This is a genomic window from Desulfobotulus sapovorans DSM 2055, assembly GCF_059569355.1.
Map to the genome: position 1 here is coordinate 171629 of NZ_JCANVJ010000003.1, position 20475 is coordinate 192103.

24 protein-coding genes and 1 tRNA gene are annotated in these 20475 nt (G+C 54.1%); 20 read left to right on the forward strand and 5 right to left on the reverse strand.

What is annotated here, in order from left to right:
* Window positions 1-2 precede the first annotated feature (2 nt).
* Together BR04_RS04805 and BR04_RS04810 are read right to left on the reverse strand one after the other, a co-directional pair.
* Window positions 3-761, reverse strand: coding sequence for an SIR2 family NAD-dependent protein deacylase (locus BR04_RS04805; protein WP_496354861.1), 759 nt, complete (start codon window positions 759-761; stop codon window positions 3-5).
* Between the two features lie 144 nt (window positions 762-905).
* Entirely contained in the window at window positions 906-1745 is an 840-nt protein-coding gene (locus BR04_RS04810; RefSeq protein WP_496354862.1) for an MBL fold metallo-hydrolase, read from the reverse strand.
* A gap of 397 nt (window positions 1746-2142) precedes the next feature.
* Between BR04_RS04810 and BR04_RS04815 the strand changes: the two genes are divergently transcribed.
* Window positions 2143-3126 (forward strand): tRNA 4-thiouridine(8) synthase ThiI, encoded by a 984-nt coding sequence (locus BR04_RS04815; RefSeq protein ID WP_496354863.1) that lies wholly within the window; start codon window positions 2143-2145, stop codon window positions 3124-3126.
* Window positions 3127-3133: 7 nt separating this feature from the next.
* On the opposite strand, the gene rlmN is transcribed toward BR04_RS04815, so the two are convergent.
* Window positions 3134-4240, reverse strand: coding sequence for a dual-specificity RNA methyltransferase RlmN (gene rlmN, locus BR04_RS04820; RefSeq protein ID WP_496354864.1), 1107 nt, complete (start codon window positions 4238-4240; stop codon window positions 3134-3136).
* Between the two features lie 120 nt (window positions 4241-4360).
* Between rlmN and ffh the strand changes: the two genes are divergently transcribed.
* The 10 genes from ffh (at window position 4361) to rsmI (ending at window position 10491) form a co-directional block, all read left to right on the forward strand.
* Entirely contained in the window at window positions 4361-5695 is a 1335-nt protein-coding gene (gene ffh / locus BR04_RS04825) for a signal recognition particle protein (protein ID WP_496354865.1), read from the forward strand.
* A 28-nt stretch (window positions 5696-5723) separates the two neighbouring features.
* Window positions 5724-5981 (forward strand): 30S ribosomal protein S16, encoded by a 258-nt coding sequence (gene rpsP, locus BR04_RS04830; protein ID WP_496354866.1) that lies wholly within the window; start codon window positions 5724-5726, stop codon window positions 5979-5981.
* 61 nt (window positions 5982-6042) lie between these two features.
* The gene (locus BR04_RS04835) at window positions 6043-6273 is read left to right on the forward strand and encodes a KH domain-containing protein (RefSeq protein WP_496354867.1); all 231 of its coding nucleotides are present in this window, start codon (window positions 6043-6045) and stop codon (window positions 6271-6273) included.
* A 75-nt stretch (window positions 6274-6348) separates the two neighbouring features.
* Window positions 6349-6870, forward strand: a complete 522-nt coding sequence (gene rimM / locus BR04_RS04840; RefSeq protein ID WP_496354868.1) for a ribosome maturation factor RimM — start codon at window positions 6349-6351, stop codon at window positions 6868-6870.
* Window positions 6867-7634 carry a tRNA (guanosine(37)-N1)-methyltransferase TrmD gene (gene trmD / locus BR04_RS04845; protein ID WP_496354869.1) on the forward strand — a complete coding sequence of 256 codons (768 nt, stop codon included), beginning with the start codon at window positions 6867-6869 and terminating at the stop codon, window positions 7632-7634. Before rimM ends, trmD begins: the two co-directional genes overlap by 4 nt.
* Window positions 7621-8202 (forward strand): RNA methyltransferase, encoded by a 582-nt coding sequence (locus BR04_RS04850; RefSeq protein ID WP_496354870.1) that lies wholly within the window; start codon window positions 7621-7623, stop codon window positions 8200-8202. The genes trmD and BR04_RS04850 overlap by 14 nt, the downstream gene beginning before the upstream one ends.
* A 39-nt stretch (window positions 8203-8241) precedes the next feature.
* The gene (gene rplS, locus BR04_RS04855) at window positions 8242-8592 is read left to right on the forward strand and encodes a 50S ribosomal protein L19 (protein ID WP_496354871.1); all 351 of its coding nucleotides are present in this window, start codon (window positions 8242-8244) and stop codon (window positions 8590-8592) included.
* A gap of 60 nt (window positions 8593-8652) precedes the next feature.
* Window positions 8653-9273 (forward strand): ribonuclease HII, encoded by a 621-nt coding sequence (gene rnhB, locus BR04_RS04860; RefSeq protein ID WP_496354872.1) that lies wholly within the window; start codon window positions 8653-8655, stop codon window positions 9271-9273.
* A complete protein-coding gene (locus tag BR04_RS04865; RefSeq protein WP_496354873.1) occupies window positions 9270-9632 on the forward strand; it encodes a YraN family protein in 363 nt (120 codons plus the stop codon). Before rnhB ends, BR04_RS04865 begins: the two co-directional genes overlap by 4 nt.
* The gene (rsmI, locus tag BR04_RS04870; protein WP_496354874.1) at window positions 9586-10491 is read left to right on the forward strand and encodes a 16S rRNA (cytidine(1402)-2'-O)-methyltransferase; all 906 of its coding nucleotides are present in this window, start codon (window positions 9586-9588) and stop codon (window positions 10489-10491) included. The genes BR04_RS04865 and rsmI overlap by 47 nt, the downstream gene beginning before the upstream one ends.
* 127 nt (window positions 10492-10618) lie before the next feature.
* Here the strand turns inward: rsmI and BR04_RS04875 are convergent, their stop codons facing one another.
* Both BR04_RS04875 and pta read right to left on the reverse strand, forming a co-directional pair.
* Entirely contained in the window at window positions 10619-11869 is a 1251-nt protein-coding gene (locus BR04_RS04875; protein WP_496354875.1) for an acetate kinase, read from the reverse strand.
* Window positions 11870-11901: 32 nt separating this feature from the next.
* Window positions 11902-12894, reverse strand: coding sequence for a phosphate acetyltransferase (pta, locus tag BR04_RS04880; RefSeq protein ID WP_496354876.1), 993 nt, complete (start codon window positions 12892-12894; stop codon window positions 11902-11904).
* 892 nt (window positions 12895-13786) lie between these two features.
* Between pta and BR04_RS04885 the strand changes: the two genes are divergently transcribed.
* The 9 genes from BR04_RS04885 to pth all read left to right on the forward strand — a co-directional run bounded on the left by BR04_RS04885 (window position 13787) and on the right by pth (window position 20429).
* Entirely contained in the window at window positions 13787-14323 is a 537-nt protein-coding gene (locus BR04_RS04885) for a 4Fe-4S dicluster domain-containing protein (RefSeq protein WP_496354877.1), read from the forward strand.
* On the forward strand, window positions 14310-15203 hold the full coding sequence (locus tag BR04_RS04890) for a CoB--CoM heterodisulfide reductase iron-sulfur subunit B family protein (protein WP_496354878.1): 894 nt from the start codon (window positions 14310-14312) through the stop codon (window positions 15201-15203). Before BR04_RS04885 ends, BR04_RS04890 begins: the two co-directional genes overlap by 14 nt.
* Before the next feature lie 216 nt (window positions 15204-15419).
* The gene (locus BR04_RS04895) at window positions 15420-15692 is read left to right on the forward strand and encodes a DUF1844 domain-containing protein (protein WP_496354879.1); all 273 of its coding nucleotides are present in this window, start codon (window positions 15420-15422) and stop codon (window positions 15690-15692) included.
* Window positions 15693-15753: 61 nt separating this feature from the next.
* On the forward strand, window positions 15754-17205 hold the full coding sequence (locus BR04_RS04900) for a Do family serine endopeptidase (protein ID WP_496354880.1): 1452 nt from the start codon (window positions 15754-15756) through the stop codon (window positions 17203-17205).
* A gap of 3 nt (window positions 17206-17208) precedes the next feature.
* A complete protein-coding gene (locus BR04_RS04905) occupies window positions 17209-18075 on the forward strand; it encodes a 4-(cytidine 5'-diphospho)-2-C-methyl-D-erythritol kinase (RefSeq protein ID WP_496354881.1) in 867 nt (288 codons plus the stop codon).
* 30 nt (window positions 18076-18105) lie between these two features.
* Window positions 18106-18180 (forward strand) — tRNA-Gln (locus tag BR04_RS04910).
* Between the two features lie 28 nt (window positions 18181-18208).
* Entirely contained in the window at window positions 18209-19165 is a 957-nt protein-coding gene (locus BR04_RS04915; protein ID WP_496354882.1) for a ribose-phosphate pyrophosphokinase, read from the forward strand.
* Window positions 19166-19218: 53 nt separating this feature from the next.
* Window positions 19219-19824 (forward strand): 50S ribosomal protein L25, encoded by a 606-nt coding sequence (locus tag BR04_RS04920; RefSeq protein ID WP_496354902.1) that lies wholly within the window; start codon window positions 19219-19221, stop codon window positions 19822-19824.
* 29 nt (window positions 19825-19853) lie between these two features.
* Window positions 19854-20429, forward strand: a complete 576-nt coding sequence (pth, locus tag BR04_RS04925) for an aminoacyl-tRNA hydrolase (protein ID WP_496354883.1) — start codon at window positions 19854-19856, stop codon at window positions 20427-20429.
* Window positions 20430-20475 lie beyond the last annotated feature (46 nt).

The window sequence follows — 20475 nt, forward strand, 5'->3', positions numbered from 1 at the left end:
TTTCAGGGCGATTCCGTTTCAGGGTGATCCAGGGCATCCACAAGCCGGGGCAGCAGTACTGCCGCCGATCCCCGGAGAAGGCCATGGGAGATTCCGGAGGAAAGCGGCGTTGGTTCCGGATTGATTTCGAGGATCCTGGCACCGGAAGCGCGGGCAAGCTGGGGCAGTTCCGCAGCAGGCCAGACCTCTGCCGAGGTACCGATCACCAGCATGAGATCGCAGGAAAGGCTCAGTTCTTTGGCCCTTTCCATGGCTTCTTTCGGGATGGCTTCTCCGAAGAAAACACAATCCGGTCTCAGAACACCTCCACAGGAGCAGAGCGGGGGGAGGGTTTCAAGCTGAAGGGCCGTGAGGGCAAGGTGGTTTCCGCACTCGGTACACAGGATTTTTGCAAAGCTTCCGTGGAATTCGATGACGTTTCTGTTGCCCGCCTTCTGGTGCAGGCCATCGATGTTCTGGGTAATGATGCCCTTGAGCTTTCCTGTTTTTTCCAGATGAAAGAGCGCCTTATGCCCCGCATTGGGGCTGGCCTTTTCCAGAATGTTTTTCATGCTGCGCAGGAGAACATCCCAGACCCTGCCCGGATTTTGCCGGAAGGCCCGGATATGGGCCACTTCCATGGGATCCATCTTTTCCCAGAGTCCCCCCTTTCCCCGGAAAGGGGGAATGCCGCTTTCAACGGAAATCCCCGCTCCTGTCAGGGCGACAGCAAAGCGGCTGTGATGCAGGATTCCTGCGGCTTCCTGGAGGGAGATTTCCATGATCCGTCTGCTTTCTTCGGGTAAAACTATGGTGAAACACAGGGCACAGGCCGGGGCACTGAAACTACGGGAAGGAATGCCAGATCAGACCCAGGCGTGCATTTCTGCTGCGGGTCCTGGGGCCTGTTTCTGGCGGGGCCCGGCCTACAGCGTAAATTCCATGTCTGCGGCTACGGCAAAACAGTCAAGGGGGCTGTTTGAGTGCTGAATACGCTGCTTTGCATCGTCAACAATGGCGTCGATGGCCTCATCGGAGCGATCCTGGTTGTGATGATACAGCCCGAGACGCTTGACCCCGGCTTCCATGGCCAGCCTCAGAGCGTCCGTATAGGCTGAATGGCCCCATTTGATTTTTCTGAGGTACTCATCCGGATAATATTCCGCATCGTGAATGAGCAGATCCGCATCTTCGCAGAAAAAACGGTAGTCTTCAAAGGAGAGACCTTCGGGATGCCGGTAGGCCAGCTCGTTGTCCGTCAGAAAGACAAAGGTCTTCCCCTTTTCCGTAAAACGGTAGCCGCATCCACCATTGGGATGGCTCAGGGCAATGGACGTGATGTGCAGGGAACCCAGGGAAAAACTTCCGGGACATCCGTCCTTGAACCGTATCCTGGCCTTCAGATCGGAATAATTGATGGGAAAATTGGGCGGTGTCATCACACGGGTAATCATGGCTTCCGCATAGCCTTCTGAGGCAGGACAGCGGAAAACATCGATGGTGGTACCTTCCCGGAAGATGGGTTTGAAAAAGGGAAACCCCATGAGATGATCCCAGTGGGCATGGGTGAAAAGCATATGATAATGAAAACGTTTTTCCTGGATGAGCTGATTGCCCAGACGACGGATACCGGTACCCGCATCCACAATCAGAATATCACCTTCAGAAGTCCGGATCTCCATGCAGGCGGTATCGCCGCCGTAGCGGTTGTACTGAGGCCCGGATACGGGAATGGAGCCGCGTGCCCCCCAGCACTTGATATACATAAGCGTCTCTTTCGGGGTATCGGGAAGGGTTGATAAGGTCTCGTATTCTGACTCATGGGCTCTTTGACAGGCCTCATACTTGTCCGAAAACCCCTCTTGTGTCAATGGGATTTGCCGGAGGGATGGGGCCGGATCGTGGGAGTCCTTTTTTCATCGGGAGAGGGGGCGGCTTGCCAGCAGGGTGTTTTTCATGTAAAAACCCGTCCGACCTTATCCGTTTGGGCAGGGTTTCGCGAAATCGGTTTTTTTCGTAGCGGTTCTGAATGTCTTCATGTTTCTGGTTAAAAGACCTCTCTGCTGTGACGCAGCTCCGGCCAGGGCGTTTTGTTTTTTCAGGTATGGGGATCGGAATCCTTATCATAAAGAGGTTTTAATAAGGTCTTTTTGGAAAGTTCTGATGACAAAGATAAGGGCCCTGGGGCTTTCTTCGGGTGGACTGGACAGTATTCTTGCGGCTCTGGTGCTGCGGCGGCAGGGGATCGATATTCAATGGCTTGCCTTTGAAACCCCTTTTTTTGATGCAAAAAATGCCCGGAAAGCGGCGGGTATCCACGGGATTCCCCTTGAGGTGCGGGATATTACGGAAGTCTATCTGCCCATGCTGAAAAATCCTGCGGGAGGTTATGGCAAGGCCATGAATCCCTGCAAGGACTGCCATGCCCTCATGTTTCACGAGGCGGGAAAAATTATGGAGGCCGAGGGCTTTGATTTTCTGTTCAGCGGAGAGGTTTCCGGTCAGCGGCCCATGTCCCAGACCCGGTCTGCCCTGAAATATGTGGAAAAACGGGCGGGATATGAGGGGCATGTGCTGCGTCCCCTTTCCGCCAGAAACCTGCCGCCTACCCTGGCGGAGCAGGCGGGAAAGGTGGATCGCAGTCAGCTTCTGGATTTTCAGGGCAGAGGCCGCAAACCCCAGCTGGCCCTGGCAAAGGAGTTGGGAGTGAAGGATTTCCCGGCACCTGCCGGGGGCTGTCTTTTGACGGATGTCACCTTTGGGAAGAGACTGAAGGATCTCCTGACGCAGGATGGCAGCGTGACGGTTGCGGATTACCATCTCCTGAAGAACGGGCGGCATTTCCGGCTGTCACCGGAGGTGAAGCTTGTGGTGGGCCGAACCCAGGCGGACAATGCGTCTATGGATCTTTTTTTTGATCCTTCCCGGTATACCCGCATCCAGACCGTGAATTTTCCGGGGCCTCTGGCCTTTTTGTGCGGCCCGGCAACGCCGGATCAGTGTCAGCTTGCGGCAGCTCTGGTGGCGGGGTATACCCGGGCCGGCAATGGGGATTCCGTAACCCTTTTTCTGGACGGCTGCGGTGGAGAACACCGTCTGTCCGTGCTGCCCGTGAGATCCGAGGAAATCCGCAGTCTGATGGTCTGATGAAAAATCAGGAGCTGCCGGAATGCGTTTCCCCGGATACGGGCATGGCCGTCCCCGCCAGCTGACCGCAGGCGGCACCGATGTCTTCTCCCTTGCTCCAGCGGATGATGGCCGTGTAGTCCCTGTCCTGGAGAATTTTCAAAAAGGCATGGATATGAGATTCCGGGGGGCGCTGAAAGGGGGTTCCCGGATGCTCATTAAAGGGGATGAGGTTGATTTTGGCCTTGATGCCATTCAGGCAGCGGGCAAGACGTCGGGCATCTTCAAGGGAGTCGTTGACGCCTTTGATAAGAATATATTCAAAGGTGATTTTCTGGCGTGGGGCCAGGGGGTAGCGGCGGCAGGCGGCCAGCAGGTCTTCCAGGGGATAGACCTTGCTGATGGGCATGAGGGCTTCCCTTGTCTTGTTCTCCGTGGCATTCAGTGATACAGCAAGATTGACTTGGGTGTCCCGGCCCAGATCCGCAAGTCTTGGCAGAATACCGGAGGTGGAAACGGTGACCCTGCGTTTCGAGAGCTTGAGGCCGCAGTCTCCGTCCGTAAGGATATCAATGGCCTTTTTGACCTGGGCATAGTTGGCAAGCGGCTCGCCCATGCCCATAAAGACCACATTGGAAAGTCTTGCCTCTTTTTCATCGGGGGTTTTTGCGGATTCCTCCTGAATGAAGCGCCGGATATCCCGTACCTGGGCCACAATTTCTCCGGTGCTGAGGTTGCGGGTGAAACCGCCCTTTGCCGTCATGCAGAAGCGGCATCCCTGAGCGCAGCCGACCTGGGAGGAAATGCAGAGGGTGTGGTGATCCTTTTCCGGGATCAGTACGGATTCAATGAGACTGCCGTCTTCCAGGCGGAAGACAAATTTTCTGGAGCCGTCCCTGGAAAGGGCGGTCTGGGCGACTTCAAGACGACGCAGGGTAAAAATTTCTCCAAGCCTTGCCCTGAGTTCCTTTCCCACGTCCGTCATCTGTTCAAAGCTGTCCGCCTGGTGCAGGTACAGCCATTTGTGGATCTGATTGGCCCGGAAAGCCTGAAGGTTCTGGGACGTGAAGTATTCCCTGAGTTCGGGAAGGGTAAAATTCAGAATGTCGGGTCTGGGCTCGTGTTTTTTTGTCATGTCCGGGGTCTTTGTTTGGTGAGATGCCGGGGGGCTTGGTGTGCGCCTGATTTCGGTTGACTTATCATCTTTTGATCGGTAAATTCAAGCTTTTGATTTAACCCCCTTGGATGGTTTTGCATGTTTGACAGTTTAAATGAAAGACTCGGAAGCGTTTTCAAAGCCCTGAAGGGCAAAGGCAAGCTTACCGAGATCCATATCGAAGACGGTATGAAGGAAGTGCGCATGGCGCTTCTGGAAGCCGACGTGCATTACCGTGTGGTCAAGGACTTTGTGGCCGGGGTGAAGGCCCGTGCACTGGGCCGGGAGGTCATGGAAAGCCTGACGCCCGGTCAGCAGGTGGTGAAGATTGTCTATGAAGAACTGACCCGCCTCATGGGAGAATCCGCAGAGGCTCTGAACCTTTCCGGCCCGAAACCTGCTGTTGTGATGATGGTGGGGCTTCAGGGGGCGGGTAAGACCACCTCTGCGGCCAAGCTGGCGCTGTATCTGCGTAAAAATGGTAAAAAGCCCTATCTGGTGCCTGCGGACATCTACAGGCCTGCGGCCATTGATCAGCTCCAGAAACTGGGGGGTGAGATCGGAGTTCCGGTTTATCCTTCGGAAACCCGCCAGGATCCTGTGGATATCTGCCTTGCTGCCAGGGAAGAGGCCCGAAGGCAGGGCTGTGATGTGCTTCTGGTGGATACGGCAGGACGTCTGCATGTGGATGCGGCTCTCATGGAGGAGCTTGTCCGTGTGCGGGACAGGATGACCCCTTCGGATATCCTTCTGGTGGCAGATGCCATGACCGGACAGGATGCGGTGAAGATGGCTTCTGCCTTTGACCAGGCCCTGGGGATTGGCGGGATCGTACTCACCAAGACCGACGGGGACGCGAGGGGCGGTGCGGCCCTTTCCATCCGTGCGGTGACGGGAAAGCCCGTTAAATTTGTGGGGATCGGAGAAAAAATTTCCGCTCTGGATCTTTTTCATCCGGATCGCATGGCTTCCCGGATTCTGGGCATGGGGGATACCCTTTCTCTCATTGAAAAAGCCCAGGAAATGGTGGATGAAAAGCAGGCTGTGGAGCTGGAGCGCAAGCTCCGGAAAAACGAGTTTACCCTTGAAGATTTCCGGGATCAGTTGCGGCAGGTTCGGAAAATGGGTCCCATCGGAGATCTTTTAAAAATGTTGCCCGGCGTGAATGAGAAGGCCCTTGGCAAGATGAACATTGATGAGCGGGAACTGGTGCGTGTGGAAGCCATTATCAATTCCATGACACCTGAAGAGCGCAGGCGACATGCCATCATCAACGGTTCCCGCAGAAAACGCATTGCCCGGGGCAGCGGTACCACGGTACAGGATGTAAACCAGCTTCTGAAGAACTACACACAGGCCATGAAAATGGTCAAAAAACTGAACAAGGGTGGCTTAAAAGGCATGCGTGGCATGCGCGGTATGCTGCCCTTCTAAAAGGATCGTTGCAAGGAGACGGAACAAGATGGCTGTAAAAATGAGAATGACCCGGATGGGCACCAAGAAAAAACCTTTTTACCGCATTGTGATTGCGGATTCCGAAGCCCGCCGTGATGGTCGTTTTATTGAGGTTGTGGGAACCTACAATCCTTTGAAAAACCCTGCGGAAGTGACCCTGAAGGATGAGCGGGTACGTTACTGGATGGGTGAGGGTGTTATTCCTTCGGATACCGTGAGAAGCCTTTTGAAAAAAAACGGGCTGATGGAATCCGTACCCGCCTGATGGGGTACGTTTCTGACTGTCCTTCCTCCCTCCCAACTCTGGTGCTGCAAGGAGATGCGTGATGAAAGAGCTGATTGACTATATTGCCAAGGCTTTGGTGGATCATCCGGATCAGGTGGTGGTTTCAGAGGTTGAAGGCAATCAGACCTCCGTTCTTGAGCTGAAGGTGGCCAAGGAGGATCTGGGGAAGGTCATTGGAAAACAGGGGCGTACAGCCCGGGCCATGCGAACCATTCTCAGCGCGGCATCTGCCAGGGAAAAGAAACGGACAGTTCTTGAAATCATTGAGTGATTTTCCGCTTTGTTTGCCCAGGATGTCGATGAGGGATGCGGGGGATTTCCGGGCTTTTTCCAGGGTGGAGCAGCAATGAAAGCTGTACGGATTGGGAAGATTTTCGGTGTCCATGGTCTCGGTGGAACCCTGAAGGTGTATTCGGATGCCGAATCCCTTGAGGTGTATACGGACTGTGGCCCTCTCTGGATACGGGAGAAGACCGGTGTGGATCCGGAGAGAGGGTTTAAGGTTCTCCATGTGCAGGCTCATAAGGGTTCTGTGCTTTTGCTGCGACTGGAGGGCATTGAGGGCCGGGATCTTGCCGAGGCTCTGGTGGGGGGTGTTCTTTATGGGGATCGGGATCGATTTCCGGAACCTGAAGAAGGCTTTTACTACTGGAGTGACCTCATGGGACTTGGCGTACGGACACCGGAAGGTCTGTACCTTGGGAAGATTCGGCGGATGGTGGAAGCCGGAGGCCATGATCTTTTTGAAGTGATCGGGGACGATGGACGCGAGTTCATGATACCTGCCACGGCGGATCTGGTTTCGGATGTCTGTCTGGAGAAGGGCTGTATCACGGTATGCCTTCCGGAAGGGTTGCTGGATCTGTGAGCACAGTTTTGTTTCCGAGACGTTTTGACACCATTTCCATTTTTCCGGAAATGTTTGAAGCCTTCTGGACAACGGGTATGGTGAGACGGGCCGTTCTCGGTGGTCATGCCTCAGGTTCTGCCGTGAATCTTCGGGATTTTGCCGAAGGGGTTCATAAGGTTACCGATGACAAGCCCTACGGCGGGGGCTGCGGCATGGTCATGAAGCCCGAACCTCTCATGCGGGCTATGGCGCATTGCCGCAGGGCGAATCCTGGGACACCTGTTGTGGTCATGACGCCCCAGGGGGTTCCCTTCACCCAGTCCCTTGCCGGTGACCTGGCCCGGGGAAAGGGGCTGATTCTCGTTTGCGGGCGCTATGAAGGTATTGATGAAAGGGTTTGCGAGGCTGCGGATCTGGAGCTTTCCATCGGAGATTATGTGCTTACCGGAGGGGAGCTGGCCGCGATGGTCGTCATGGATGCGGTGATTCGTCTGATCCCCGGTGTGCTGGGCGGGGAGACTTCTGCGGAAAAGGAGTCCTTTTCCGGTGGAGGCATTGAACATGCCCATTATACCCGTCCGCCTGTCTATGAAGGGATGGCGGTTCCGGATGTGCTTTTATCCGGTAACCATGCCGCCATTGAAGCTTGGCGGGAGGAACATTCCCTGAAGCGGACTTTTTTGAAAAGGGCGGATCTTCTGGAAGGACGTGTGTTTACCCGGGAGGAACGCCGCATTCTCCGCAACTGGAGTGAGGAGCTGAACCGCCTTGCCAACGCCTGAGCTGTACATGGTGCTTGTGCACTACCCTGTGGTGAATAAAAATGGGGAAATCATCGCTTCTGCGGTGACCAATTTGGATCTCCATGATATGGCGCGATCCTGCCGTACCTACGGGGTGCGGCGTCTTTTTGTCGTGACCCCTCTGGAAGATCAGAAACGGCTGGTAGAAAGGATTTCGGGGCACTGGATTTCCGGTGTAGGTGCAAGGCACAACCCGGACAGAAAGGAAGCCTTCTCTCTGATCCAGCTCTGTCATGACATGGAAGAGGTCATCGGCTGTGTGGAGGAAGAACAGAAAAAACCGCCCCTGGTAGTGGCGACAACGGCAAAACAGCAACAGAACGCCATACCCCATGGGGTCTTGCGGGAAACTCTGGCCGGAGGTCAGCCCTGTCTGCTGGTGTTTGGAACGGCCTGGGGGCTTGCGGATTCGCTGATGCGTTCTGTAGACCTGGTTTTGGAACCGGTCTTGGGGAATACGGCATACAACCACCTTTCGGTGCGTTCGGCTGCGGCCATCCTTTTGGATCGGCTGACCGGTAAGGCACTGCAAGGGTCAGGCATTTAACGGAGGCGGGCAATACCCGCAAGATCTGGGAGAAGTTACATGAATATCATTGAAAGAATTGAACAGGAAAGCATGCGTCTCGACCTTCCGGCCTTTGCACCGGGAGATACGGTGAACGTTCATGTAAAAATCAAGGAAGGGGATAAGCAGCGGATCCAGCTTTTTAAAGGCGTTGTGATCTGCCGCAAGCGTGGCAACCTGCCCCAGGCTTCCTTTACGGTTCGTAAAATTTCCGGAGGCGTGGGTGTGGAGCGGGTTTTTCCTCTGCACTCTCCCGTGATTGATAAAATTGAGGTGGTGACCCGTGGCCGTGTGCGTCGTGCCAAAATTTACTACCTGCGGGATCTGCGCGGTAAGGCTGCCCGTATCAAGGAAAAGGGAAGCTACTGATGCTGCCCCCCCTGCCGGAATTCTGTGCTCAGAACCTCCGGCAAGGGGCGGTTGTGTGGGATGGAAAAGATGCACAGCTTTGAAACCCGGTATCAGAAGCTGGGATTTACACGCATTGCAGGTGTGGACGAGGCCGGCAGGGGACCCCTGGCCGGCCCTGTCGTTTCTGCTGCGGTGATTCTCAAGCCCGGTTTTGATCTGCCGGGACTCAATGATTCCAAAAAGCTCACGGACTCCCGGCGCAGGGATCTTTTTGACCGCATTCCCTCCCAGAGTCTCGCCTGGGGGATCGGTATTGTGGAGGCGGCGCGTATTGACGCTGTCAATATCCTGAAGGCTTCCCTGGAATCCATGGTGCTGGCCGTGCAGAATCTTGGTGAACCCGCAGATGTGCTGCTCATTGACGGGAAGTTCACCCTGGATTTTTCGTATGGCCATTCCCCTGTGCAGGAGGCCATTGTGGGGGGAGATGGCAGGTCTGCCAGCATTGCCGCAGCTTCCATTCTTGCCAAGGTGACCCGGGATACCCTCATGGAAGTGCTGGATACCCGCTATCCCGGCTATGGTTTTGCCCGACATAAGGGCTACCCTACCCGTGAACACCGGGAAGCCATCGCCCGTCTCGGAGTGCTGCCCATACACCGCCGTTCTTTTCGGGGAGTACGGGAGTTTCTCTCATGAGCGGTAAGGTATCCCTTCTCAGGGGACGGGGGGGAGAAGTTCAGGCCAGAGTTTTTCTTGAACGTGCGGGGTGGAAGATTCTTGCCACCAATTACCGCAGCCGCTTTGGGGAAATTGATATTGTGGCCCAGGATGGGGTCACCCTGGTTTTTGTGGAAGTGAAGTCCAGATCCGGATCTTTTTGGGGATCAGCCTTTGAGGCTGTGGATCGGAAAAAGCAGCAGAAAATTATTCGGACAGCCCTCCAGTATCTCCATACCAGCCCTCTGGATGACCCCTTTATACGTTTTGACGTGATTGCTGTGGATACCCATGGAAACTGCTCCCACCTGCAAGATGCTTTCAGCCCTGAAAACTGAGGGTGTCCGACCGGGCCACCTCTATATTGTGGCAACCCCCATCGGCAACCTCGGAGACATTACCTTCCGGGCTCTGGAAGTTCTGGGAGCCGTCAATTGTGTGGCCGCAGAGGATACCCGGAATACGGCCCGTCTTCTGGCCCACTTTCAGATTCAGAAACCTCTCGTTTCCCTGCATGAACACAATGAAGCCTGGAGAACGCAGGGGCTTTTGGCCGCCTTGCAGAGGGGAGAGTCCATTGCCCTGGTTTCAGATGCCGGGACGCCGACCCTGTCCGATCCGGGTTTCATTCTGATCCGGGAGGCCATTGCAGCCGGTATCCCCCTGGTGCCTGTACCGGGAGCTTCGGCGGCGCTTACCCTGATGAGTGTCTCGGGTCTTCCCACGGATCGTTTTCTTTTCTGCGGCTTTCCCCCCAAAAAAGCAGGCCGTCGTCGCAGGTGGATCGAAGAGCTTGCCGATATGCCCGTTCCCCTGATTTTTTATGTTTCGCCCCACGGTATGGAGGTTTTTCTGCGGGAATTGCGTGAGGTGCTGGGAAACCGTCCTGCTGTGCTGGGGAGGGAGATGACAAAGCTCTATGAGGAGTTTTTGCGGGGCACCTTGCAGGATCTGGAGACACTTCTGGGAGAGCGGGATCGGGTACGCGGGGAGTGCTCCCTGGTGGTTGCGGGAAAAGAGGCTGGGAGTGGGGAGCCTGTTTCCGGTTCCGGAGACGCGCTGGATGCCCTGATTCGCAAGGCCCTTCTGGAAGGGAAGGAAAAACCTTCGATCCTGGCAAAGAATCTTTCGGGAACCCTGGGAATAGATCGCAAGAGTCTGTATGAGCGTATTCTGGCCATACGGGAGGAGGACTGAGGACGCTGTCTGGGTTGGGTCTTTAAAAAGGGGATGTGAAGGCTGTTCTCTTGAGGGGGGATGGATACAAGGCCCTTCGGTTTTCTTCATTAAGGGGAAACCGAAGGGCCTTTTATGTTTTCAGGTGCTATTTGAGGAAGGAATACGGATACTTGGTGTGGTCTTCATACTTGTCCTGAATGATGGCCACAACGTCTTCCACAAAGACAAGCTCTTCATCCGTGGGGATCATGAAGACCTTCACCTTGGAGTCAGGCGTGGAAATTTCCGTTTCTCCATGCTTGCTGAAGGTGCTCATGTTCTTTTCCTTGTCGATCTTGATGCCAAAGAATTCCAGACCTTCAAGGGTTTTCTGGCGGATGAGGCCGGAGTTTTCACCCACGCCTGCGGTGAAGACAATGGCATCCACCTGGCCCAGGGCAAAGGCATATTCACCTGCAAATTTACGCAGTCTGTAGGCCTCCATTTCAATGGCCAGCTTGCAGCGGGCATCGCCTGCGGCTGCGGCTTCTTCCACGTCCCTGCGGTCGGTGAATTTACCGGTGATGCCGAGAATGCCGGATTTTTTGTTCAAAAGATTGTCCATGTAGCGGGGGCCGACATCGAGACGCTGCATCATGAACATCGGGATGGCGGGGTCAATGTCACCGCAGCGCGTTCCCATGAGAGCACCGGCCAGGGGGGTGAAGCCCATGGTGGTATCGATGGAAAGGCCTTTCTGGATGGCCGCGCAGGAGACGCCATTGCCGATGTGCAGGGTGATGATATTGCATTCATTGGCATTTTTACCCATGAGGGCGGCTGCACGCTTGGATACGTACAGATGGCTGGTGCCGTGGAAACCATAGCGGCGTACGGCAAAATCCTTGTACCACTCATAGGGCAGGGGATACAGGTAGGCATGCTCCGGCATGCTCTGATGGAAGGCTGTGTCAAAGATGGCTACATGGGGAATCTTGGGCATGGCTGTACGACCGGCCCGGATACCCACCAGGTTGGCGGGATTGTGCAGGGGGGCGAGGTGGGATACTGCGGCAATGTGGTTGATGACATCATCGCTGATGAGGACACTCTGCTTGAACTGCTCTCCACCGTGAACCACGCGGTGACCGACGGCGGAGATTTCCTCCATGTCCTGGATCACCTTGCCTTCTCCCGTGGTCAGGGCATTGATGATCCACTGGATGGCGATTTCATGGTTTTCGATGGCGTATTTGATTTTCTTTTTATAGTCGCGGGAAGGAACCTTGTGCTCAATGAAGGAGTCGCCGATGCCGATGCGCTCTACCACACCGCTGGCCACAACTTCCTTGTTGGTCCAGTCGAAGAGCTGATATTTGAGGGAGGAACTTCCGCAGTTGAGGGCTAAAATTTTCATGATGCGTCTGCTTTCCTTGGGGCTGAAGTGGGTTAGACGGCCTGCACCGCAGTAATGGCCGTTACGTTCACGATATCCATATATTTGCAACCTCTGGAGAGGTCATTGACGGGTTTGGCAAGCCCCTGAATAATGGGGCCGATGGCTTCGGCACCGCCCAGGCGTTCCACCAGTTTGTAACCGATGTTGCCGGCCTGGATATCCGGAAAAATCAAGACATTGGCTTCACCAGGAATGGGGCTTCCCGGAGCCTTTTTGGCTCCTACGGAGGCCAGCAGGGCTGCATCGGCCTGGAGTTCACCGTCAGCCTTGAGATCCGGGCGGTTGGTTTTGAGAATTTCAAGGGCCTGGGTGACCTTGTCCACATATTCGTGTTTGGCGCTGCCCTTGGTGGAGAAGGACAGGAGGGCCACCTTGGGCTCGGTTTCCAGAAAGGCTTTGCAGGAGTCTGCCGATGCACTGGCGATTTCCGCAAGTTTGGTGGCGTCGGGATCGATGTTCACGGCGCAGTCTGCAAAGATCAGGGTACCGTCCACACCAAAATTCTGATGGGGTGTTACCATGATGAAGCAGCTCGAAACGGTTCTCATACCGGGTTTGGTACCGATAACCTGAATGGCGGCCCGAAGCACATCCCCTGTGGTATTCTTGGCGCCTGCCACAGCACCGTCGGCAATGCCGAGGCGTACCATCATGGCCCCGAAAAAGAGGGGGTCTTTCATAATATCATCGGCTTTTTCAGGGGTCATCCCCTTGGATTTGCGCATTTCAAAGAATTCATTGGCAAAGCGGGCGCGCAGTTCACTGGTTTTGGGGTCAATGAAACGGCAGCGCAGGGGATAGCCTTTTTCCGTAAAGGCTTTTTCCAGAGCGGCTTCTTCTCCGAGAATAACCAGTTCCTTGACAAGTCCATTTTCCATGATGGCATGGGCTGCATCAAGGGTACGCTCGTCGTCACCTTCGGGAAGGACAATGGTTTTTTGTCTTTCCTTGGCCGTAGTCCAGAATTTTTCCATTAAAGACATGGTGAACCTCCTCATACATGGCCTGCAAGCTATCCCTGAGGATATCGGACAGGAGAGGGACTTTGTCCCGCAGGACACCCCTCCGACCGGAAAGCAGACCCTGGGGCTTGAAAGCCCGTGGGTGAAATAAAAGAGTACGTCTTATCATTAACGCATGCCCGGTTTCCGGGATGCGGGTACGCCGAAGTCGCCGGATGTCCTTTTTTGTACGGAGCCGTCAGGTGTTATTTTTTTGATGTTGCGTTGCATCTAAGGACAGGGGCAGATATTAGAAGGATTGATGGGGAAGCGCAACAGGAAAAATAAGGCTTCCCATATGTTTCTCCACGTAAATTCATCCCGGAATCCTGTACTTTCAAAAGATGGCCTGCACGTCAAGGGTTCTTTTTGATCTTTTTGAAGAATGTTGAAAAAGAGCCTTTTCCGCAGGGCTTTTCGTGGAAAAAGAGGGGCAGAAAGGCTCTTTTTTTCGGGTCATGAGGTGCTGCCCGGATTTTCGGTTCTCCTGATTCTGAAGACAGGGGGGGCTGGGGATGCACAAAATTTATTGCAGCTCATTGCCCGCTCAGAAAGCCCAGAGCGGTGATGACTTCTGAAGAAGCTTGGATTTGCTGGACGGGCTTGGCGGGTACTTTCTTTTGTTGTATGTATCGGATGGCTTTGATACAAGTTTCGGATTGACAGGTATGGGGCTTTGTTTTAGGGTGGGCGCCCTGAATCGTGTCAGGGGGGGTAGACTTCTGTCTGCTCTGTTTTTCCCCTGCTGCATGGCGGCAAGGGGGCAACGAGGGTGATTCTGGGGGCTTTTTTCTGTGGGGACAGAAGGGCAGACAGGCTCATCAGCTTTCGAATTCTTGAAAGAGTCTTTTTCAAGAAATATATGGTGAAAAAAATGCAATTTGACCGCTCATTCATCCGTGAGGTGGAAGAGCGGAGCGGCCAGCGCTTTGGCGCATGTTTTCATTGTATGGCCTGCTCCGGCGGCTGCCCCGTATCGGACATCATGGATTATCTGCCCAACCAGATTGTCCGGATGATGCAACTGGGGCTTCGGAAAGAGGTGTTGGAAAGCCGTGCCATATGGGTCTGCGTGGGATGCTACAGCTGTGTTTCCCAGTGCCCCAACCGGATCCACATCCCCTATATGATGGACGCCCTGAGGGAAATCGCCCTGGAAGAGGGGGTGAAGATCGGCGAGCCGGATATCTGGACTTTCCACAGGGAGTTCCTGAAACAGGTGGACAAGAGAGGACGGGTGTATGAGCTGGAGTTCATGGCCCGTTACAAGCTTGCGACCTTAAGTCTTTTGCAGGACATGGGATCCGGCATGAAAATGCTGCTGAATGGCAGGCTGGAATTTCTGCCCCATACGGTGCATAAGTTGCGGGATATCCGGAGGATCAGGGAGGTCTGTTATGGCGGAAAATAAGAAGGAAGTTCGGGAAATGGATGCCCCCCATCCCCGCGTCTACTACTATCCGGGCTGTTCTCTCATGTCCAGTGCCAGGGAGCTTGGAGAGTCCCTCTTTCAGATGTCCCGCCTGGTGGGTTCCTGGCTGGAAGAGCTGAAGGACTGGAACTGCTGCGGGGCATCGCCTGCCCACAGCGTTAACCAGAATTACGCAATCCTCCTTGCAGGGCGTAACCTCGTGCTGGCGGAGCGCCAGGGGATCCGGGATCTGTATGTGATCTGTCCCAGCTGCTTTGTGCGTCTGCGTACCGCTGAGAAAACCCTGATTGCGGAGCCGGAAAAAAATGATCTTCTCGAAGAAGCCATCGGAAAGCGGTACCAGGGATCCGTACGCCTGCGGTTTTTTCTTGAGGTGGGGAGTGACAACCGGCTGGATGTGTTCCGGAAGGCAGTTGTCAAACCCTTGAAAGGCTTGAAGGGGGTTTTGTATTTCGGCTGCCTGCTGACCCGTCCTGAATGGATCACCGGGTTTGATGTGCTCCCCTATGAAGATGAGCTCCGGCGCTTTGTGGAATCCCTTGGGGTTGAAACGCTGGACTGGGGCTATGGCAAGCAGTGCTGTGGTGCCCATCTGGCTCTGACCAAGTCCGGTCATGTGGATTCCATGGTGGATCGTATCCGGAACCATGCCCGCAGAGTGGGGGCGAACTGTATGATTTCCTTCTGTCCCCTCTGTCAGGTAAATATGGAACTTCGGGGAAAAAATTCTGATCCTCTGCCCGTTTTCTATGTTTCCGAACTTATCGGCATGGCGTGTCATCTGCCGAGGCATGAAAAGTGGGTGCGCAAGCATCTTGTGGATCCAAGGCCTTTGCTTGCGGAAAACAATCTCCTGTAAAGGACCGGTCTGTCCTCTGGCCGTTTCCCTGTCTTTTTTACCCTGGAAAGCGTTCTGCTTCCGGGGTTTTGTTTTTTTAAGGAAGGCAGGTATTTCAGGCTTTTCAGGTTCTGTGGACGGATGCTTGAGTTGCGCTTTGATTTTTGTTACAAAAAAAACCCGCACGGAAGCAGTACGGTTCCCGTGTTTCGTATTTCAGGCAAAAGGAGAGAGTATATGACAACAGCAGGGCAGGGGGAAGGGGTTTTTCCCAGAATTGATTTTACCACGTTTATTCTTTCCCTCAATGCTTCTGCCCTTGTGCACATGGGTGTTGTGGAAGATCCGGGGACGGGGCAGCGAAGGCGGAATATGATGCTGGCAAAGCAGACCATTGATGTCCTTGCCATGTTGGAGGAAAAGACGCGGGGAAATCTCAAGGAAGATGAGGAACGTCTTTTTCTGCATCTTTTGCAGGATCTTCGTCTGCGTTATGTCCGGGGGGAATAGGGGGGCTGCGGAAGATCGCCGCTGCTCCCAGTCATGATGACAGGGAAAAGGAGATTTTGTAATGTATCCGTTAAAGTCTGTCTTTTCGTTTAGAGTGCTGACGGGATGGGAAAAAAAATGGATTCTGGGTTTTTGTCTGGCACTCTGCCTTTCTTTTTCCGTGGATGCCCACGCCCTTTTGAGGCCGGACAGTTTTACCCTTCTTGCGGAAAAAAGCGGTGGGGCTGTGGTGAATATCCGGACAGAAAAGAATGCTCCGGCCCAGGACCGGGTTTTCAGACATTTTTTTCAGAGTCCTTTTGGCAACCAGGATCCCTTTGAGGAGTTCTTTAAACGATTCCAGGAAGGCAATCCCCAGAAGGAGTTCCGCCAGCGCAGCCTTGGTTCCGGTTTTCTGATTTCTGAAGACGGATATATTGTCACCAACAATCATGTGATTGAGGGGGCGGACAAGATTCAGGTGAAACTGAAAACCGGGGAAGAATATGATGCGGAAATTGTGGGGCGGGATTCCAAGACCGATCTGGCCCTGATCCGTATTGCTCCGGAAAAGGCGCTGCCCTATATCCGGATGGGAGATTCGGATGCCCTCAAGGTGGGAGAATGGGTCATGGCCATCGGCAGTCCCTTCGGTCTGGAGCAGACGGTTACTGCGGGTATCGTCTCAGCCAAAGGCAGGGTGATCGGGTCGGGCGATTATGATGATTTTATCCAGACCGATGCTTCCATTAATCCTGGTAATTCCGGAGGTCCTCTCATCAATCTTGAGGGGGAAGTGGTGGGGATCAATACGGCCATTGTCGCTTCGGGGCAGGGGATTGGTTTTGCCATTCCCGTCAATCTTGCAAGGGGGATTGTTGAACAGCTCAGAGCCAGCGGTTCCGTAACCCGGGGATGGATGGGGGTGGAAATTCAGCCCCTGGATAAGTCCCTGGCAGAGTATCATGGTCTTGCGACGGCCAAGGGTGTTCTGGTGATGCGTGCCATAGAGGGTGACCCTGCCCATATTGCGGGAATACGGGGAGGGGACATCATTACCCACATCAACGGACGCGAGGTGGCCGATACCCGTGAGCTGATTCTGCGGGTGGCGGAAGCCAAGGTGGGGGATACCCTGAAGGTGGGCGTGGTGCGCTCAGGAAAAAAACGGGAGTTCACCGTTGCCGTGGGCCGGAGAGCCGATGAAGAGGGGGGAGAGAAGCCCCTTGCTCCGGAAATGCAGAAGGAGGATGCGGATGATCTCGGGCTTTCCCTGAAGGTCTTGGATGAGGCGATGGCGGAGCGGCTGGATCGGGTCAAGGGTGCCGGTCTCTTTGTTGAGGCTGTGCTGGAAGGCAGTACGGCCGAGAAGGCGGGGATTCGTCAGGGGGATCTTGTCGTGGAAATCAATCACAGCAAGATGGATTCTCTCAAGGCCTATGACCGGGTTGTGAAAAAGGCAAAAAAAGGCGAACGTCTGCATTTTCTGATTCAGCGAAGGGGGCAGTTCCTCGTTATTGCCATGGAAAGGTAGGGAATGGATTCTTTCAGACCCGTGGAGCGGGACGCTCCTGCCAAAGTGAATCTTTTCCTGAACATCACGGGAAAGCGTAGCAATGGGTATCATGAGCTGCAATCTCTGATGTGTCCCATTGATCTGGTGGACAGGGTGCGTCTTTCTCCGGGGGCTGAGGGCATTCGTGTGCGTATGAAGGGGGCTTGTGACGGGGTTCCTGAGACCGGGGAAAACCTTGCATCCAGGGCGGCTCTGGTATTCTTTCAGGCACTTGGCATTCCACCGGCTCTCGATATTGAGATTGAGAAGCGGATTCCTGTGGCGGCTGGGCTTGGAGGGGGATCCAGTGATGCAGCTGCGGTTCTTGCGGGACTGAACGATCTGCTGGGCATGCCCCTTGGCCTGGAGGCTCTGAAGGATCTGGCTCTGACACTGGGAGCGGATGTCCCTTTTTTTCTTATGGGGGGGGCCGCCTGGGCGGAAGGTATTGGTGAGAAGCTTCGTCTGATGAGAAATATTGTTTCCCGTCCCCTTGTTCTGATGAATCCGGGGGTGGCCCTTTCCACAGCGGAAGTATACAAAAACCTGAAATGGGGATTGACAAAAGAAGGAATAAAAACTAAAAAACTGCATTTTGAAGAGGCCCTCATGGATCCTTTGCCTTGGCTTTTCAATGATCTTGAGCCTGTAGCCATGTCCATGTGCGCGCAGGTCGGTCAGGCGAGGCAGGCGTTGGAGAAGGTGGGAGCCTTGGGTGTCCTGACGTCCGGCAGCGGGCCTACGGTGTTTGGTTTTTTTTCGGATACCGCTGAGGCTGTGAAGGCCGCCGCATGTCTGGGTACGCAGTATGAAGGCTGGTGGGTGCGGGTGGCCCGGCTTCTGCCATGATGAATTTCGGTTTTTTATTGTTGTTTATGCTGGGGCGTCGTCAAGCGGTAAGACACAGGATTTTGATTCCTGCATCCGGAGGTTCGAATCCTCCCGCCCCAGCCAAATTCTTTTCATACGGATTGCAGAGACCATGGATGAACTTGTTTTATTTGCGGGGAACTCAAACCCCATCCTGGCATCCCGTATTGCTGAATACGTGGGAAAACCTCTGGGATGTGCCAAGGTTACCAATTTCAGTGATGGAGAAATCCAGATTGAAATTCAGGAAAATGTCCGCAGCCGGGATGTGTATATCATTCAGTCCACCTGTAAGCCCGTGAATGATAACCTTGTGGAACTCCTGCTTATGCTGGATGCGGTGAAGCGATCTGCGGCACGTCGCATTACGGCTGTGATCCCGTATTTTGGCTATGCACGGCAGGATAAGAAGGTGGCTCCCAGAGTCCCCATCAGTGCCAAGCTGGTGGCGGATATGCTGATGAAAGCAGGTGCGAACCGTGTGATTACCATGGATCTCCATGCGGGGCAGATACAGGGCTTTTTTGATTTTCCGGTGGACAACCTCTACGCTTCTCCCGTTCTTCGGGATTATGCGCGCCGTGTTTTCGGGGCCACCCCAGAGGATATAGCAGACCTTACCATTGTTTCTCCCGATGCGGGGGGCGTGGAAAGGGCGCGTGCCTTTGCCAAGTGCCTTCATGCGGACTGGGCTATTGTGGACAAGCGAAGGGATATGCCGAACAAGGCCCAGGCCATGGCGGTTATTGGCAATGTTGCCAATAAAAATGTCATTATTCTGGATGACATGGTGGATACGGCAGGAACACTGACAGAGGCGGCCCGAGCCCTTGCTGAAAAAGGGGCGCGTTCCATCCATGCCTTTTGTACGCATCCTGTGTTGTCGGGTCCGGCTGTGGATCGTATTGATGCCTCGCCCATTCAGACTCTGGTGGCAACGGATACCATACCGTTAAGCAAAGCCGCTCTGGATTCTGATAAGATTCATATTCTTTCCATTGCAGATCTGGTGGGGGAAGCCATAATCCGCAGTCATCGTGGAGATTCGGTGACCTCATTGTTTGTGTGATTGATGACGTTATTGTTAGGTGCAGACCTGAAGGAGAAAAGACTTTGGAATTCGTGACGCTGAACGCGGAAAACCGCGAGGGTACCAAAAAGGGAATTTGCAGAAGACTGCGGGTGGATGGAAAGATTCCTGCGGTTTTGTATGGTCGTACAGTAGTCAGTCGGGATCTTGTGATCTCTGTCAAGGATCTTGAGGACGCCATTAAAAAGAGTAAGACCCGTGAGCTGTTTTTTGAGATGCAGCTTTCCGATGGGAAATGCTCCGCCATGATGAAGGATTTTCAGAAAGATCCCATCACGGGTGCCTTTGTGCATGCGGATTTTTATGCCCTTGAACTGGATCGCAAGATAACCGCCCGTGTTTACCTGAATGTGAAGGGGCTGGCCAAGGGTGTGGATATGGGCGGAACTCTCCGCGTATTCGATAAGATGGCGACGGTTCGTTGCCTCCCTGCGGATGTTCCTGAGACCCTTGATGTGGATATCACGGATCTGGGGCTTGGCAAAACCTTCTATCTGAAGGATGTTGCAACACCGGAAGGCGTTGAGATTCTTGTTGAGGGCAACACGCCTGTTGCAATGGTCATTGCACCCAAGGGTGTGCCTGCTGCTGAGGAAGATGCCAAGGCCAAGGCCGCACCTGCCAAGAAAAAGAAATAAGGTATCCGTAGCAGGTGCCGGGGCTGGATATGAAGGAAAAAAAAGCTTTGCTGGTGGCGGGACTGGGGAATCCCGGTACCCGCTATGCGGGAACCCGCCATAATGCAGGGTTTCAGGTTGTGGAAGCGCTCGGTGAGCGGTTCTCCATTTCTCTGGATAAGAGTAAGTTTGATGCAGAATTCGGGCGGGGTCGGATTGGGAAGCGGGATGTCTTTTTGGTCAGGCCCCAGTCCTACATGAATCGAAGTGGTATTCCGGTTCAGAAAATTTCCCGTTTTTTTGACATTGAAATTTCAGATATCGTTGTAGTATACGACGATATCGATCTTCCCTTTGGACGGATTCGTATCCGTGAACAAGGCGGACATGGTGGGCACAACGGAATCAGATCCCTGATTGAACAGCTGGGAACCCGTGATTTTCCAAGGGTACGTATCGGCATCGGACGGCCAGAAGGGGAGAAGGATGTTGCCGATTATGTACTCAGCGGATTTACAGCGGCAGAAAAGGAAATCTGGCTCCGCGTGGTTGAAAAGGCAAGGGATGCTGTTTCCTGCATGGCAGAAGAAGGCATTACCGCCGCAATGCAAAGGTATCATACGTAGTTTTCGGGGTTTGTAGTTGTTTTATTTGTTTAACTTTATTTTTTGA